The organism is Heliomicrobium gestii, from assembly GCF_009877435.1.
Classification (GTDB): Bacteria; Bacillota; Desulfitobacteriia; order Heliobacteriales; family Heliobacteriaceae; genus Heliomicrobium; species Heliomicrobium gestii.
Genome location: NZ_WXEX01000007.1, coordinates 153,361 through 168,242, shown reverse-complemented (window position 1 = coordinate 168,242; position 14,882 = coordinate 153,361). Strand labels below are relative to the sequence as shown.

At 57.1% G+C, this 14,882-nt stretch carries 12 protein-coding genes; all 12 read left to right on the top strand.

What is annotated here, in order from left to right:
• Positions 1-167 precede the first annotated feature (167 nt).
• The 12 genes from GTO89_RS10040 to GTO89_RS09985 all read left to right on the top strand — a co-directional run bounded on the left by GTO89_RS10040 (position 168) and on the right by GTO89_RS09985 (position 14,856).
• Complete coding sequence (locus tag GTO89_RS10040; RefSeq protein ID WP_161261944.1) at positions 168-1,427, top strand: HD-GYP domain-containing protein; 1,260 nt, start codon at positions 168-170, stop codon at positions 1,425-1,427.
• A 60-nt stretch (positions 1,428-1,487) separates the two neighbouring features.
• Entirely contained in the window at positions 1,488-2,222 is a 735-nt protein-coding gene (locus tag GTO89_RS10035) for an amino acid ABC transporter ATP-binding protein (protein ID WP_161261989.1), read from the top strand.
• Positions 2,223-2,281: 59 nt separating this feature from the next.
• Entirely contained in the window at positions 2,282-3,130 is an 849-nt protein-coding gene (locus tag GTO89_RS10030; protein ID WP_161261943.1) for an ABC transporter substrate-binding protein, read from the top strand.
• A 68-nt stretch (positions 3,131-3,198) separates the two neighbouring features.
• Positions 3,199-3,852 carry an amino acid ABC transporter permease gene (locus GTO89_RS10025; protein ID WP_161261942.1) on the top strand — a complete coding sequence of 218 codons (654 nt, stop codon included), beginning with the start codon at positions 3,199-3,201 and terminating at the stop codon, positions 3,850-3,852.
• Between the two features lie 15 nt (positions 3,853-3,867).
• Positions 3,868-4,530, top strand: coding sequence for an amino acid ABC transporter permease (locus tag GTO89_RS10020; protein ID WP_161261941.1), 663 nt, complete (start codon positions 3,868-3,870; stop codon positions 4,528-4,530).
• Positions 4,531-4,776: 246 nt separating this feature from the next.
• Positions 4,777-5,718 carry a TIGR04222 domain-containing membrane protein gene (locus GTO89_RS10015; protein ID WP_161261940.1) on the top strand — a complete coding sequence of 314 codons (942 nt, stop codon included), beginning with the start codon at positions 4,777-4,779 and terminating at the stop codon, positions 5,716-5,718.
• Positions 5,719-5,726: 8 nt separating this feature from the next.
• Positions 5,727-6,749, top strand: a complete 1,023-nt coding sequence (locus GTO89_RS10010; protein WP_161261939.1) for a radical SAM protein — start codon at positions 5,727-5,729, stop codon at positions 6,747-6,749.
• Positions 6,750-6,806: 57 nt separating this feature from the next.
• Positions 6,807-7,631: a P-loop NTPase gene (locus GTO89_RS10005; protein ID WP_161261938.1), complete on the top strand. Its 825-nt coding sequence runs from the start codon at positions 6,807-6,809 to the stop codon at positions 7,629-7,631.
• A gap of 308 nt (positions 7,632-7,939) precedes the next feature.
• Positions 7,940-8,848 carry a GGDEF domain-containing response regulator gene (locus tag GTO89_RS10000; RefSeq protein ID WP_161261937.1) on the top strand — a complete coding sequence of 303 codons (909 nt, stop codon included), beginning with the start codon at positions 7,940-7,942 and terminating at the stop codon, positions 8,846-8,848.
• Positions 8,849-8,959: 111 nt separating this feature from the next.
• On the top strand, positions 8,960-9,319 hold the full coding sequence (locus tag GTO89_RS09995; RefSeq protein ID WP_161261936.1) for a hypothetical protein: 360 nt from the start codon (positions 8,960-8,962) through the stop codon (positions 9,317-9,319).
• Between the two features lie 124 nt (positions 9,320-9,443).
• Positions 9,444-10,997: a SpoVR family protein gene (locus GTO89_RS09990; RefSeq protein WP_328793895.1), complete on the top strand. Its 1,554-nt coding sequence runs from the start codon at positions 9,444-9,446 to the stop codon at positions 10,995-10,997.
• Positions 10,998-11,772: 775 nt separating this feature from the next.
• Positions 11,773-14,856 carry an S-layer homology domain-containing protein gene (locus tag GTO89_RS09985; RefSeq protein WP_161261935.1) on the top strand — a complete coding sequence of 1,028 codons (3,084 nt, stop codon included), beginning with the start codon at positions 11,773-11,775 and terminating at the stop codon, positions 14,854-14,856.
• Positions 14,857-14,882: the final 26 nt, after the last annotated feature.

Sequence of the window (14,882 nt, the reverse complement as noted above, 5' to 3'; positions counted from 1 at the left end):
TTGCGCCACTTTTGTAAAACCCCCGATTTTGGCGAAAGCGTTCGTTAACGGGCAGAAGGGGCATTTCGCTTGTGATTTCTAGCGTTTATGTAAAGGATTTGTTTTTTGCTTCGGAGGAAAACCAAGTGCCGTCGTCGAACTTCATCGGAAGAAAATGGGCTTTGAAATTGAAATCCTTGAATGGAATGCCAGACATATACTACCAAAAGGACTGTGTTGGCGGCGAGCCGTCCCACCTGCTGCTTTGGGCGGGACGGGAACCGCTGGGCGCTTCGTCTGGCCGAAATATGGCGAAATGGGGGCGGGCGCGGGTGTTTTCAGCGCAAACGGGAAAAGTCTCTGAACAATATGCAGTCGGTGATATGCTGGCCGCCGATGTGTTTACTGTCGATGGCCGGTTATTGATCCCGAAAGGAACCTTGCTCACAGACGCCATCTACCGGCAGATCCTCAAATGGGAAGAGATCGGTATCCTCACCGGTCAAAAGCCGAAGGCTGTCACCGGCGCCGGCCTGGAGATGCAGTATGAGTCCCTGAAAAAAGTGGGACAGGAACAGGTCCTCTTCCAACATTCCATCGAAACGGTGCGCGATGTCTTTCTCGATATGCGTGAGGGCCATGGTTTCAACGAAGGGGCCATCCGCGACACCACCGCGGAGATCGTCTCCTCCATCGCTCGCGATGAGAAGATCGGCCTGCGCCTGTCGCGGTTGTGGGATACGGACGATTACACCCTCCATCATTCCGTCGACGTCTGTCTCCTCAGCACGATGATCGGGATGAGCCTGGGCCTCTCGAAGGCGGAGTTGGAGAGCCTGGCCGTCGGCGCCATCCTCCACGATATCGGCAAAATCTATATCCCCGACGAGATCCTGAACAAACGGGGCAAGCTGACCGACGAGGAATTCGCCTTGATCCGGACCCACCCGGAGGCGGGGATGAAGGTCTTTCAGGAGAGCGGCGTCCGCCTGCCCGAAGAGCAGATGGCCTGCATCCTCCAGCACCAGGAGTGGTGCAACGGCAAGGGCTATCCCAATGGTCTTCGCTACGCCCAGATCCACCTCTTTGCCCGCATCGTCGCTGTTGCCGATGTCTACTCGGCCTTGACGACGAACAGGTCCTACCGGGGACGGCTCGATCACATCAACGCCGTCAGCATCATCAGTTCCAGCGCCCGGGACCATCTCGACAAGCACATCGTCTTTGTCTTTATCGATCGGTTGCGCGATCTGATGCTGAATACGCGGGTGCGACTCTCCACCGGCGAGGAAGGCTATGTGGTGCAGTTTTACGAGGATTCGCCCCTCCAGCCGACGGTGTTGGTGACAGAGACGGCGGACGGGCGCAAACTGGTCAGCCCCTACCTGATTCATTTGAAGGAAAAAACTGACGTTTTTATTCAACAAGTTTTGTTCGGCAAAATCTAAAAGATAATGTTATAATTAGAGCATTATGCGGACTTTTTTCACGACGGGGAGGCGATCGGACTGATCCGATTTGAAAAAGTGAACAAGTGGTTTGGGAAGCTGCATGTGCTTCGCGATATCGATTTACATATCCGTGAAGGGGAAGTTGTCGTCGTTATCGGTCCCAGCGGCTCCGGCAAAAGCACACTGCTTCGCTGCATCAACAAGTTGGAGACGATCACCGAGGGTCGCCTGACCGTCGACGGCTTTCGCACCGACGACCCCAAGACGAACATCAACCTCCTCCGCCAGGAGATCGGCATGGTCTTCCAGCACTTCAACCTCTACCCCCATAAGACGGTTCTGGAAAACATCACCCTGGCGCCGATCAAGGTGCGCAAGGTCGCCAAAGAGGACGCCGACCAGACGGCCATGTTCTACCTGAACAAGGTGGGCATCCCGGAAAAAGCCCAGGCCTATCCCACCCAACTGTCAGGCGGTCAGCAGCAACGGGTGGCCATCGCCCGAGGTCTGGCCATGAAACCGAAGATCATGCTCTTCGACGAGCCCACGTCTGCCCTCGACCCGGAGATGATCAACGAGGTCCTCGATGTGATGAAGACCCTGGCCAAAGAGGGGATGACCATGGTTGTCGTCACCCATGAGATGGGCTTTGCCCGTGAGGTGGCTGATCGGGTCATCTTCATGGACAACGGCTCCATCGTGGAAGAGGGCACGCCGGAGCATTTCTTCATCAACCCCCGTGAAGACCGGACCAAGCTGTTCCTGAGCAAGATCCTCACGTCGACGCGCTGATTTCGGCGCGCCCACAGGGCCTGCCGGAAGCATAAAAATGAAATTAAAGGAGGATGTTCATGTTCAAAAAGTGGACCAAAGGAATCGCCCTTTGCTGCACGGCGGCACTCTTGGGCGCGTTGGCCGTCGGCTGCGGCGGCGGTGCGCCGGCCGGCGGCGAAAAGAAACCGGCCGAGACCCAGACCCAAGCTTCTGGCGACTACATTCAAACCATCAAAAACCGCGGCTATCTGATCGCCGGTGTCAAAAACGACGTGCCCCTTTTCGGCCAGTTGAAGGCCGGCGCGGACAAGCCCGAAGGCTTTGAAGTCGACATCATGAAAGAGCTGGCCAAAAAACTCTTCGGCGACGAGAGCAAGGTCAAGCTGGAGAAGGTGGAGTCGGCCACCCGCATCCCCATGCTGCAAAACGGCCAGATCGACATCGTCGCCGGCACGACGACGATCACAGAGGAACGGAAGAAGCAGGTCGATTTCTCTGATGTCTACTTCATGGCCGGTCAGTCCCTGCTGGTGAAAAAGGACAGCCCCATCAAGAGTGTGACCGACCTGAAAGGCAAGTCTGTCTCGACTGTTCGCGGTTCCACAAGCGCCAAGAACATACGGGAAAAAGCGCCTGACGCCAAGGTTGACGAGTATGCCACATACACGGAAGCCTTCCAGGCCTTGAAGCTGGGACGGGCCGAAGCCATGACGACGGACAACTCGATCCTGATGGGCTTTGCCACCGATGAGCCCGACTATGTGCTGGTTGGCGGTCTCTTCACGGAAGAACCCTACGGCTTTGGCTTCCAGAAAGGCCATCCCGAGTGGGTCAAATATGTGAACGACTTCATGAAAGAGATGAAAGCCAACGGCAAGTATGACGAGCTCTATAAGAAATGGTTCAAACAGGATCCGCCCAAGTAAGGAATCAGAGCTTGCGGGGAGTGGAGCGCGCTTCACTCCCCTTTGTTATGAAAGGAGGGTAAGCCGGCATGGACCAGTGGAATGACGTGTTATCCTACGGGCCGCAGTTTCTTTCCGGTCTGAAGGTGACCATGGAAGTTACCCTCTATTCCTTGCTGCTTTCCATGGCCATCGGCGTCGTCATCGCCATTCTGCGGGTTTCATCGACCAAAGTGTTCAACGCCATCGGTGTGACCTATGTGGAGTTCTTTCAGAACACGCCGCTGATCATTCAGGTCTTTTTCATCTATTTCGGCACGCCGGCGCTGGGTGTCAAGCTGTCGGGCTTCACCTGCGGCACCATCGGACTGGCCCTGTATACGGGCGCCTATATCGGCGAGGTCTTCCGTGCCGGCATCCAGGCGGTGCCGAAAGGGCAGATGGAAGCGGCCCGCTCATCGGGGATGAGCTACCTGCAAGCGATGGGCTATGTCGTCCTGCCCCAGGCGGTGAAGATCGTGCTTCCGCCGCTGGCGAACCAGGTCGTCAACATGGTCAAGAACTCGGCCATCTTGAGCACGATCGTCGTGGCCGACCTGATGTACGAGACCTATCGCATCGCCAGCGAGACCTTTATCATCTTCGAGGTCTTCATCTTCGCGGCGCTGCTCTACCTGGTCATCACCGTGCCGCTCAGTACGGTCGCCAATCTGCTCGAACAGCGGCTGCGCCGGAGTTCGTAGAGAGGAGGAGGAGCCTTGGACGGGTCGAAATGGACCGTACTCTTTGAACCGAAAAACGTGAAGTTTTTGCTGCTAGGCTTGCAATGGACCATCGAATTGGCCCTGATCAGCATCGCTCTCAGCCTCTTTTTCGGGATCGTCATCTGCGCCCTGCGCATCTCCCAGTATCGGTTTTTGCGCTATCCGGCCTTCTTGTATGTGGAGTCGCTGCGCAACCTGCCGCTGATCCTGCTGATCTTTTTCACCTATTTTGCCTTGCCAAAAATCGGCCTCAGTTTGCCTAAGTTTTGGGCGGCTGTCGTGGCCTTCACCATCTTTACATCAGCCCTGGTCGCCGAGATCATCCGCGGCGGCATCCAATCGGTGCCCAAAGGCCAGTGGGAGGCGGCCCGCGCCCAGGGGTTCACCTACCTGGAGACGATGGTCTACATCATCCTGCCGCAAGCGCTGCGCAAGATGATCCCGCCCTTGATCAGCCAGTTCATCACCTTGACGAAGGATACCTCTTATGCGTCGATCATCGGGCTCACGGAGTTGACAGAGCATGGCAAACTGATCTTCGTCGAATACAACAACCCGGTTCAAGTCTTCTTCGTTGTCGCCTGCATCTACTTCATCGTCAACTTTAGCCTGTCCCGGTTTGGCATGTACATGGAAAAGAGGATGGCGATCGGTTGAAAGGCGGCGTCCCGATGAATACAGAGTAGCGGCTCTCTGTCCAGCCTGTGGACAGGGGGCCTTTCTGCTTTTCCGCCTGGTGGTTCCGGTCACACTTGACTCGGTCCAGCCAGGCAGGAGTCGCTTTTCCCTTTTCCCCCTGTCAATGGGATTGTTCTGTCTGATACAATGGAAGGGAAATGGGATAGAACTGACAGTGGCAAAGTACACCGGAATGGGCGATGGACGATAAAAAGGAGGACTCCCATGGATTGGTTGGCTTTGATCCCGGGTCCGGTTTTTCTTATCCTCTACCCCTTCCTGGCGGGCTTGATGATTGTCGTCGCCGTGCTGTCGATCCGGGCAGACGGGGCCGCCCGGCGTCCACTGCCCCAAGGAGCGGAATTGGACCCTGTTGCCATGGCCTACCTGCGCGGCGGTTGGAAAGCGGTTGTGGAGGCGACAGTCTTTGACCTGCACAACCGGGGCCGGATCACCTTTGTGCCGGAAGACCGGCGGCAGCGGCTCGTTGAAACGATGCCAGATGCCGGGGCAACCCCGATCGAGCGGGAGGTGCTGGACGGCTTTGCCCGCTATGGAACGCCGCGGGAGGTTTATCGGAACGCTTCCTTTCGATCGCAGATGGAAAAATGGCTGGCGCCCGTCCGTTCCACCTTGGAGCAGGCGGGGTTGCTGCGCACTGCCGAGGAACGGGGCCGCGCCGCCAAAATCACCCTAATGACCGTGGCGGCGATCGTCATCATCGGGGTGGTCAAAATGGTGCTCGGCCTTCACATGGATAAACCGGTCGCGCTGCTGGCGATCGAGATGATTGTCTTGCCGGTGGCAGCGATCATTCTCTTGCGGCCCTCGCGCCGGTTGAGCGGCCTGGGTGTGGCCTACTTGAAGGATGCCAACGCGCGTTTTCAATGGGTGCGCCGCGAATTCAGCCAGGGAAGCAACCCTGTTGATGTAAACCCGGCATTGTATGTGGCCCTCTTCGGCGCCGGTTTCGTGACGGCCGGAATGGGATATGACCCCTATTTTGAGATGTTCGCTCCCTACAGCGGAAGAAATGGCTCCCCTGTCAACGGCTCGGCAGGCGGCTGTGGCGGAGGAAGCAGCGATTCCGGCAGCGGCGGCGGTTGCGGAGGAGGAGGCGGCGGCTGCGGTGGCGGTGGGGGCTGCGGCGGTTGTGGCGGCGGGTGACGGGATTCATGCTGCTGCAGTGGCACATCACGGAGCGGTGCAATTGGCGCTGCGCCCACTGCTACCAGGCGGACAGCGCGCCTGCCGGTGAGGACGAGTTGTCCCCTCATGAATGGCCCGGCGTGATCGCCCAGTTCAAAGCGCTCTTGACGGAACTGTCCCGCCGGCAGGGGCGGCCTGTGGGCGGTCAAATCACGGTGACCGGCGGGGAACCCTTCATTCATCCCGCCTTTATGGATCTCCTCGCCCTGCTGGCTGCCGAAAAGGCGCACTTTCGTTTTGCCATCCTGACGAACGGCAGCTGCGTCGACAACGCTATGGCGCGAGCCTTGCGTCGCCTTGAACCGCTTTTTGTGCAGGTGAGCCTGGAGGGCAGCCGGGAGCGGCATGAAACCATTCGGGGCGCCGGGACCTATGACCAGGCGGTGGCGGCGCTGGAATCGCTCGTCCGCCATGGTGTGCGCGCCTTTATCTCCTTTACGGCCCATCGGGGAAACTACCGCGATTTTCCGGAAGTGGCCGAACTGGGCCGCCGGCTGAAGGTGGACAAGGTTTGGGCCGACCGCCTGATCCCCTTCGGTCGTGGCGAGGGCTTGGCGGAGGCGTCGTTGACGCCGGAAGAGACGCGCGCTTTTTTTGAGATCATGGCCGGCGCGCGCCGGAAGGCGGAGCGTTCCTGGTTTCAACGGAATCGGACGGTTGTCGCCATGGATCGGGCCTTGCAGTTTTTGAGCGGCGGCGGGAAACCCTATCGCTGCACGGCCGGGAAGAGCCTGCTCTGCCTCCTGCCAGACGGCGGTGTGACGCCCTGCCGCCGCCTGCCGCTGATGGCCGGGAACCTCCGGCAGGCGGCGTTGACGGAGATATACCTGCGCGCTCCCTTGCTCGAAAAGCTGCGCGCTCCGACCCAGGGGGCGCCGGACTGTGGAGGATGTCTGTTCCGGCGCGCCTGTGATGGCGGGTTGCGCTGCCTGGCCTATGCCACAAAAGGCGATCCCTTTGCGCGCGATCCAGGCTGCTGGATGGCATGATATAGGGAGGAAAATCGCCGATGAACCGGATAGGGAATGAAGAGAGGAAAGATCGCCATGGCTTGTGAGGTTGTCATCGCTGTGATGAGCGGGAAGGGCGGGACAGGCAAATCGACGGTGACGGCGCTCCTGGCCGCCGGGTTGGCCAAGGCCGGGCTGTCGGTCGGGGTGGTCGACGCCGATTTGGTCGGCCCGGCGATTCCGGCGCTCTTCGGACTGAAAGAACCGTTGCGCTTGGAGGAAGGACGTTGGATCCCCGCTGTGACGCGGCGGGGCATCGCCGTATTGTCGGCGGGACTGCTTCCAGATGAGGGGATGTCTTTGCTTGCCGCTTCACCGGAGCGCCGGCGCGCGATCATCGATGAATGGATCCACTGCCCGGCGTTAGGGGAGCGGGACGTGCTGCTCATCGACACACCGTCCGGTATAGGCGAGGCCCAAGAGGCGGTGATGGACGCCTTTGCAGCATCCTCCGGCCATCCCTATCGCCAGCGCCCCGTTACCGCTACCGCCAGTGCCGGCGCGACGAACCGACCGGCGCCGTTGAGAAACCGATTCACCGGCGCGGTGCTGGTCACATCGCTCCGCGACCTGGACCGGCATGTGGTCCGGCGGACGGCGGCCTGGTTACAGGAAAAAGGGGCGACCATCGTCGGGGTGGTGGAAAACGGGGGGGAGATCGAATGCCCCCACTGTGAAACCCTGATCGCCCTTTCAGACGGCGACGCCCCTTGGGCGGAAGGGGACGGTGTCATCGCCTGCTTTCCCTGGTCGTCCACACTGATCGACTTTGCCCGGGCGGGCAGGCTGGAAGAGTACCACCACCCCCTTGTCTTTGAGATGGCGATAAACATTTGGGAAAGTTCGTGCAAAGGGTGTTGACATCGGGTTTTCCCGGGTGTATTATATAGCCAAGAGGAGCAGCCAAGAAGCTGCATAGTCACTCTCCGATACAGGTGAGAGGGGCTAAGGAGGACGGCGGATCGGTTGGCTGGTCCTCACCATAAGGTCGGCCTGCCTGGCCGGCGAAGAGGGGTCTGCGATGTATGCAGACCCCTTTCATTTCGTTGCGCTGTTCGTGACGTGGTTTTAGGCGGATGGGGTTTTGGAACTAGACAGGAAAAATAGCAGGGATTTCAACAGACAACGAGAATGTTTTCATTGTGACATACCCTCGAGAGGTGAGCCGCGTGTCAAGAGTTATGATCGTCAACGATTCGTCCCTGGAAGGTCGCATACTGCTCGATCTGCTGTCCCGCCGCGGGTACCAGGTGGGGATCGCCCGCGATGGAATTGACGCCCTGACCATGGTGAAGACCTTTCAGCCCGATGTGATCATTTCCGATATCGTGTTGCCGCGGATGTCCGGACTGGACATGGTCCGCCGGCTCAAGGAAGCCGTGGAAGACTACGACATCCCCGTCATCTTCGCCTCCTCCAGCGATGCCAAACATGACCGGCTGGAGTGCCTGAAGGCGGGGGGATCCGACTACATTCAAAAACCGATCGATCATGAGGAACTGGTCTTGCGGGTGGAGGTGGCCCTGCGCCACAAGACGTCCATCGACAGCTTGAAGCGGCGTGAAGGGATCCTCCGGGCCGGATCATTGCGCGATCCGCTCACCGGCTTGTACAACCGGCGCTACTTTGACCAAAAGATGGCCGAAGAGTTGGCCCGGGTGGACCGCTATGGCAGCATCCTGACCTTGATCATGCTGGACATCGACCATTTTAAGCGGATCAACGACAACTACGGCCACCTCGTCGGCGACAAGGTCCTGATCACCATGGCCGGGCGCCTCAAGTTGAACGTGCGGGCCACCGACACGGTTTGCCGCTTCGGAGGCGAGGAGTTCGCCATCATCGCCGCTGAGACGGATCTGAAGGGCGCCTTTGCCCTGGCTGAAAAAATGCGTGAGACGGTGGCCAATGAGCCCTTTTTCGTCGCTGACGGCAAGACGCTCAGCGTCACCTCGAGCTTCGGCATCTCCCAATGCAGCCGAATCAACGAGACCTCCCAGACGCTGATCGACCGGGCCGATAAGGCCCTCTATGAGGCGAAGAAATGCGGACGCAACCGCGTGGAGTGGTTGGGATGAACCCTCGGCGAAGAGAGGGTTCAGTTGCCGAGCCCTCTCCGGTGGAGGTATAGCGACGCGATTCCGGGGAACAGCTAGGGTGAGCCGATCGCTTGTGCATGAGGTGATCCCGTGAAATCGCAACCGTACACCCATCCCACCATTCCCCGTGAGGTGCAGGGACATCCCCTGCTTCCCGGCGCCTTGCCCCTGGCGGAGAGCACGGAAATGGCCGACTACCTGGCCGGTTGGACGCGCATCTTCTACCTGCGCCACCAGTCTTTCGTCAACTCCGTCGACGCGATCACGCCCGAGGTGATGGCCGAGATATTCACGGAGACCTGGCAGGATATTTTTAGCCAGGCGCTGGGCCGGTTTCCCTTTGAAGACAGCCAGATTCGCCTCAGCGAGATCGTCGACGCCGCCATCGCCCGCGGCGTGGAGCATTTCCGGCAAACCGGCGCTGGAGGCGGGCCGCCGATCCTCCATTGACTCGAGGAGTCGCCGAACGATCCAGCCGCTGCAGATGTCTGTGGCGGTTTATTTTTTTGCTGGAAAAAAAAGCGGCCTCCCCCCATAGACTGTTGAGAAGATAGTAGGGAAGGGAGGACTGCCGGTGGAACAGGGGCAGATCACAGCGGAATTGGACCGCCTGAACCGGTCGATTCCCCAGTTGATTGCGATCGCCAAGAATTTTGGCCTCGACTTTTACGATATGCGTTTTGAGGTGGTGCCGGCCGATGTGCTCTATACATTCGGCGCCTATGGGATGCCGACGCGCTTCAGCCACTGGTCGTTCGGCAAGAGCTTTCATCGCCTGAAGATGTCTTATGACTACAACCTGTCACGCATTTACGAACTGGTGATCAACTCGTCGCCCTGCTACGCCTTTTTGCTGGAGGGCAACACGCCGATTCAGAACGAACTTGTCGCCGCCCATGTGCTGGCCCACTGCGATTTTTTCAAAAACAACGCCGCCTTTGGGGGAACGTCCCGCCTGATGGTCGAATCGATGGCCTCGTCGGCGGAACGCATCCGTGAGTATGAGATCCGCTATGGCCGCGAAAAGGTGGAGACCTTCCTCGACGCCGCCATGGCGGTTCAAGAGCACATCGATCCCCACATCCACACGATCAAGGATGCCCTGCCCAAAGAACCGAAGGTGCAGCCGGACAGTCCCTTTGAGGATCTCTTTGCACTGGATCAACGGCTCGCCGGAGGGGGCGGCTTGGGAAGCGGAACGGCGGGTAGCAGCGGGATGAGCGGCGCCGGAGGAGGGGTTGGCAGCAACGCCGGCAGCGCCACTAGCGGCGCAAGCGGCAGTTCTGGCAGCGCCGGCAAAGTCGCTCCGGCGAGCAAGGGGGCGATGGCATCGCCAGCTTCGCCTGCGACAGGAAAAAAGACGAGCGAAGAGGAGCGACGCAGCGAGGAGGAGCGGAAGATCCCCGCGCGACCGGAAAAGGATCTGCTCCTGTTCATCATGGAGTATGGTCGCTTCCTCGATGACTGGCAGCGGGACATTTTGACCATCCTCCGTGAGGAGATGCTCTATTTTTGGCCCCAGATGCGCACGAAGATCATGAACGAGGGCTGGGCGACCTACTGGCACATGCGGATCATGCGGGAGATGGACATGGAGGAGGATGACGCCTGGGAGTTCGCCAAGATGCACGCCCAGGTCACACAGCCGTCGCGCAGTTCCATCAACCCGTACTTCTTGGGGCTGAAGATCTTTGAAGACATCGAGCAGCGCTATGGCCGGGACATGATCTTCGAGGTGCGGGAAGTGGACACCGATCAGTCCTTCATCCGCAACTACCTGACGAAGGAACTGGTCGACTCGGCCGATCTGTACCTGTACAAACGGGTGGGCAATCAGTGGCAGATCATCGAAAAGAACTGGGAAGTCATCCGCGACGAGATGGTCAACCGCATGACCAACGGCGGCCTGCCCACGTTGTTTGTGGAAGATGGCGACTACAACCGCGCCGGCGAACTGCTGGTCCGGCACGCCTACGAAGGGGTCGAACTGGACATTCCCTACCTGGAGAAGACGCTGCCCCATTTGTTTACGCTGTGGGGGCGGACGGCGTATATCGAAACGGTGGTGGATGGGAAGAAGATTCAGTTTAGTTATAACGGGGAGAAGGTGCAGCGGAAGTATCTGTAGATGTAGTTGATGAAAAGAGTCATTGTGGTTACCATCGACGAGGTATCGCTCGATGGTTTTTGTTTGTGAAAAATGGAGGGGCATATTCGTTTATCGAATAGATTTTGGGGAAAAACAAAAAAGTACAGGCTTGGTGGGGCGCCCCGATACCTGAAAGGGGATTTTTTCGAGAGAATCGCGTAATTATTAGGTTTTCCTAGTAGGCTCCTCGTGTACGCGGGGGTGTATCCTACTTGACATTGGATAAGCTGTAACAATTAATAAGTATCCGTTCACCTTATTAAACATTTATTCTCAGTTGAAGAATAAAAAAGGATATACAATATAATGCAAGTAAAATTGGTAAAAGAATTAGAGGATTCTATTGGCCTGAAGTAGAATGAGTAGATAGTTTGGCAATATATTCATGTAGAACAAATGATGAAATGATGAGGAGGGAAAAAAGGGGAAGAAACACATAAGTAGTTTATCAATCGTTCTGGTAATTTTACTCGGTTTGTGATCCTATTTTGATAGCCTAGTCCAGTACGCAAAAAGGATGTAAAACCAAAGAAAAGACAATCGGCGTCTTTGAGAGGGGGATGTGGGAATTATTGATGTAATATGTGAAAAATAACCTAAACAACAAATGGTATAATCACGCTTGGCTTTGCCGTAAAGAAACATATGTTGCTTTTATTTGTGCTTTAGTAATCTTCATACGACATAAGAGAAAGTCGAAAAAGTGAATCGGCAACTGCAGCACAAGTCGACGCAGTAAAGAAAGGTGAATCGAATGCAATACAGGAAAAAGATGATTTCTGTGATCCTGACCTTGCTTATGTTGTGCGCCATGATCCTTCCGCTGCCAGTCGCAGCTTCAGATGGATCCATCAGCATTACCGGCGTAACGTCGCCCATCGCCTATGCGGCGAGACAAGCAGCCATCAAAGTCAGTGAAAATGCAGCGATCAGCAATTCCGGGTCCTTTTCAAACGGTTCATTGGTATACACGATTGCCAGCGCCACTTCCGACGAAACCTTATCGGTACCGGAATCCTTGTCGCCTGCTACCGGAAACGGCGATGTGTCCATTGTGGCCGGCGCCGTCTTTTTAGGCGATGGCGCGCAGGCAGTTCAGGTGGGCTCGATCAACAGCGTGAACAACGGACAGAATGGAAAGCCGCTGCAGATCGATTTTTCCACGCCCTTGGAAAATGGTGATTTTCTCTCCAATGTTACCGGGAATGTGATCCCCGGGTGGACGGTCAACCTGAACCAAGTGACCTTAGGCCCCTTGGCCAGCAAAACGCAAGGGCATCCGGTCAGCAAGTCAGGCTCAGGTCCATACGTGATCACCGGGCAAAATAATTCCTATTCATTTACGACAGACCGCAATTATAATACAGCAGGTTCCCAGGGGTACGAAGGAATCGAAATGCCCATGGCCTATCCCGGAACCTACAACAAGCAAGTCATGTACGATAGCACGATCGGAAAAAAAGTATTGCGCATGTGGTTTTCCGGAACGGTTCAGGATAATGGTGGCACCCCCTATGATTCCGTTTTCGGACCCGAGGCGATCAGCGCTCCCTTCTCTGCAAAAGCCGGCGACACGATCGCCTTTGATTGGAAAGCCGAGAACGGCGGCGATGACTACGAAGTCTATGGATTCATTGAGAAGCTGGACGGAAACGGACATGTCACTGAGACGACGGAATTGATGTATGGTCGCGGCCTTCGCCAGAGTTGGACCACATCGACGGGAACCCTTGCGTCTGATGGCACCTATCAGTTCCGTTTTGTCTGCGGTTCCTATGACAACTCGGGCGGGCATGGTCTGGGCGCGAGCTTGTACATAACCAGTGTCCGTCTGTTCAGCGGCAACATCAACTATGAAGTGGTGCAAAAAGTCGCCCAGATGGTCACGTACCATAACGATTCCAATACGCCCGCTCCGGTCCGGAACATCACCATGGCGGCTACGAACGAAGTCGGACTTTCGGGAAGCGTCCCCATCACCCTCAATATTTCAACGGTAACGGTGCCGTCTGCGCCCACCCTTTTATCGGCCACACCGGGAGACGGGCTCGTCGGTATCACCTGGAGTCCCGTTCAGGATGCAGCCGGATATAAGGTGTTCATGAATGGCGATTCTGTTGCCGGTGCCGTCTATTCTGTCGTCGATTCGGTTTACCAGTACGTCGCCACGAACCTCACCAATGGCGTGCCCTATACCTTCGCCGTCAAAGCCACCAACGACGGGGGTGACAGCGCCTTTTCCAATCAACTCAGCGCGACGCCCCAAGTCGCGGCGCCTGGAGCGCCTGTGTTGCAGTTGTCTGCTTCGGGGGACAGTTATGCGTCGATCGTCTGGAACAGCATCATCGGCGCGACGGGCTACAAGGTCTATGTGAACGGCGATGCTGTTGCCAACGCGGTGTATACCGTAACCGATTCTGTGTACAAGTATGACGCAACCTGCCTCATCAACGACACTCTGTATACCTTTGCTGTCAAGGCGACCAACGCCGGTGGAGACAGCGCTTTTTCGAATGAGGTGACGGCAACGCCGCACCGGTCCTCCAGCGGCGGAGGCGGCGCCAGCGCACCGTCGACAACGCCTGCGACCGGAGCTGTCGTCTTCGTCAACGGAACAGCGCAAAATACGGGAACGGCGAACACATCCACCCTAGGCAACCGGACGATCACCACGATATCGGTGGATCCTCAGAAAATGACACAGAGGCTGGATGCGGAAGGGAAAAATGCGACGGTCACCATCACCGCCAACGCAAAATCGGACGCCGTGATTGGGGAACTGACTGGCGACATCGTCAAGGCGATGGAACAGAAGCAGGCGACCTTGGAGATAAAAGCCGATCAAGCGAGCTATCGACTGCCGGCGCTACAGATAAAAATCGATGATGTGCGAGCCCAGATCGGTCAAGAGGTGGAACTGAAAGACCTGAAGATCCATGTGGAGATCGCGAAACCGACCCAGGAAGTTGCTCAGGTCGTGGAGGATGCGGCGAAAAAAGGGAATTTCATCGTCGTTGCGCCGCCGGTGGAGTTTTCCGTAACCTGCACCTATAACAACAAAACCGTTTCCGTCTCGAAATTCAATGCCTATGTCGAAAGAACCATTGCGATCCCGCAGGGCGTAGACCCGAGCAAAGTCACGACCGGGGTCGTGACGGAACCGGATGGAACGGTGCGGCACGTGCCGACCAAACTGACGGTGATCGACGGCAAACCCTATGCCGTCATCCGCAGCGTAACCAACAGCGCCTATTCCCTGATTTCCCATCCCGTCGCCTTCCGCGATGTGGCCAACCACTGGGCAAAAGACGCCGTGAATGACATGGGATCAAGAATGATCATTAGCGGTGTGGGCGACAACAACTTTGAACCGGACAGGGACATCACCCGCGCTGAGTTTACGACGATCATCGTCAACGCGCTGGGATTAAAGGCCGGTGTGGGCGATAATCCCTTTACCGATGTCAACGCATCCGATTGGTACAGCGACAAAATCAAGACAGCCGTCGAATATCAACTCATCTCCGGCTATGGAGACGGCAAATTCGGCCCGATGGATAAGGTGACCCGTGAACAAGCGATGACCATGATCGCGAAAGCGATGACCGTCACCGGAATGAAAGTGGAACTCTCGGCCGGGGAAGTGGAAGATATGCTGAAAGGCTACGGCGATGCAGGCGAGATCGCCGCCTTCGCGAAAAATAATATCGCGACGTGCGTAAAGACCGGCATTGTCTCCGGCAGAAGTGGCAACCTGGTGGCGCCCAAGGACAGCATTTCCCGAGCGGAAGTGTCCGCCATCGTAGCCCGACTGCTCAAAAAATCGAATCTGATCTAACCGAGGAAATGAAAGAGGCGGCGCCC

Excerpts from the sequence above, each read along its gene's own strand:
- GTO89_RS10025 (WP_161261942.1), top strand. The coding sequence starts at position 3,199 with ATGGACCAGTGGAATGACGTGTTATCCTACGGGCCGCAGTTTCTTTCC.
- GTO89_RS10010 (WP_161261939.1), top strand. The coding sequence starts at position 5,727 with ATGCTGCTGCAGTGGCACATCACGGAGCGGTGCAATTGGCGCTGCGCC.
- GTO89_RS10030 (WP_161261943.1), top strand. The coding sequence starts at position 2,282 with ATGTTCAAAAAGTGGACCAAAGGAATCGCCCTTTGCTGCACGGCGGCA.
- GTO89_RS10015 (WP_161261940.1), top strand. The coding sequence starts at position 4,777 with ATGGATTGGTTGGCTTTGATCCCGGGTCCGGTTTTTCTTATCCTCTAC.
- GTO89_RS10005 (WP_161261938.1), top strand. The coding sequence starts at position 6,807 with ATGGCTTGTGAGGTTGTCATCGCTGTGATGAGCGGGAAGGGCGGGACA.
- GTO89_RS09985 (WP_161261935.1), top strand. The coding sequence starts at position 11,773 with ATGCAATACAGGAAAAAGATGATTTCTGTGATCCTGACCTTGCTTATG.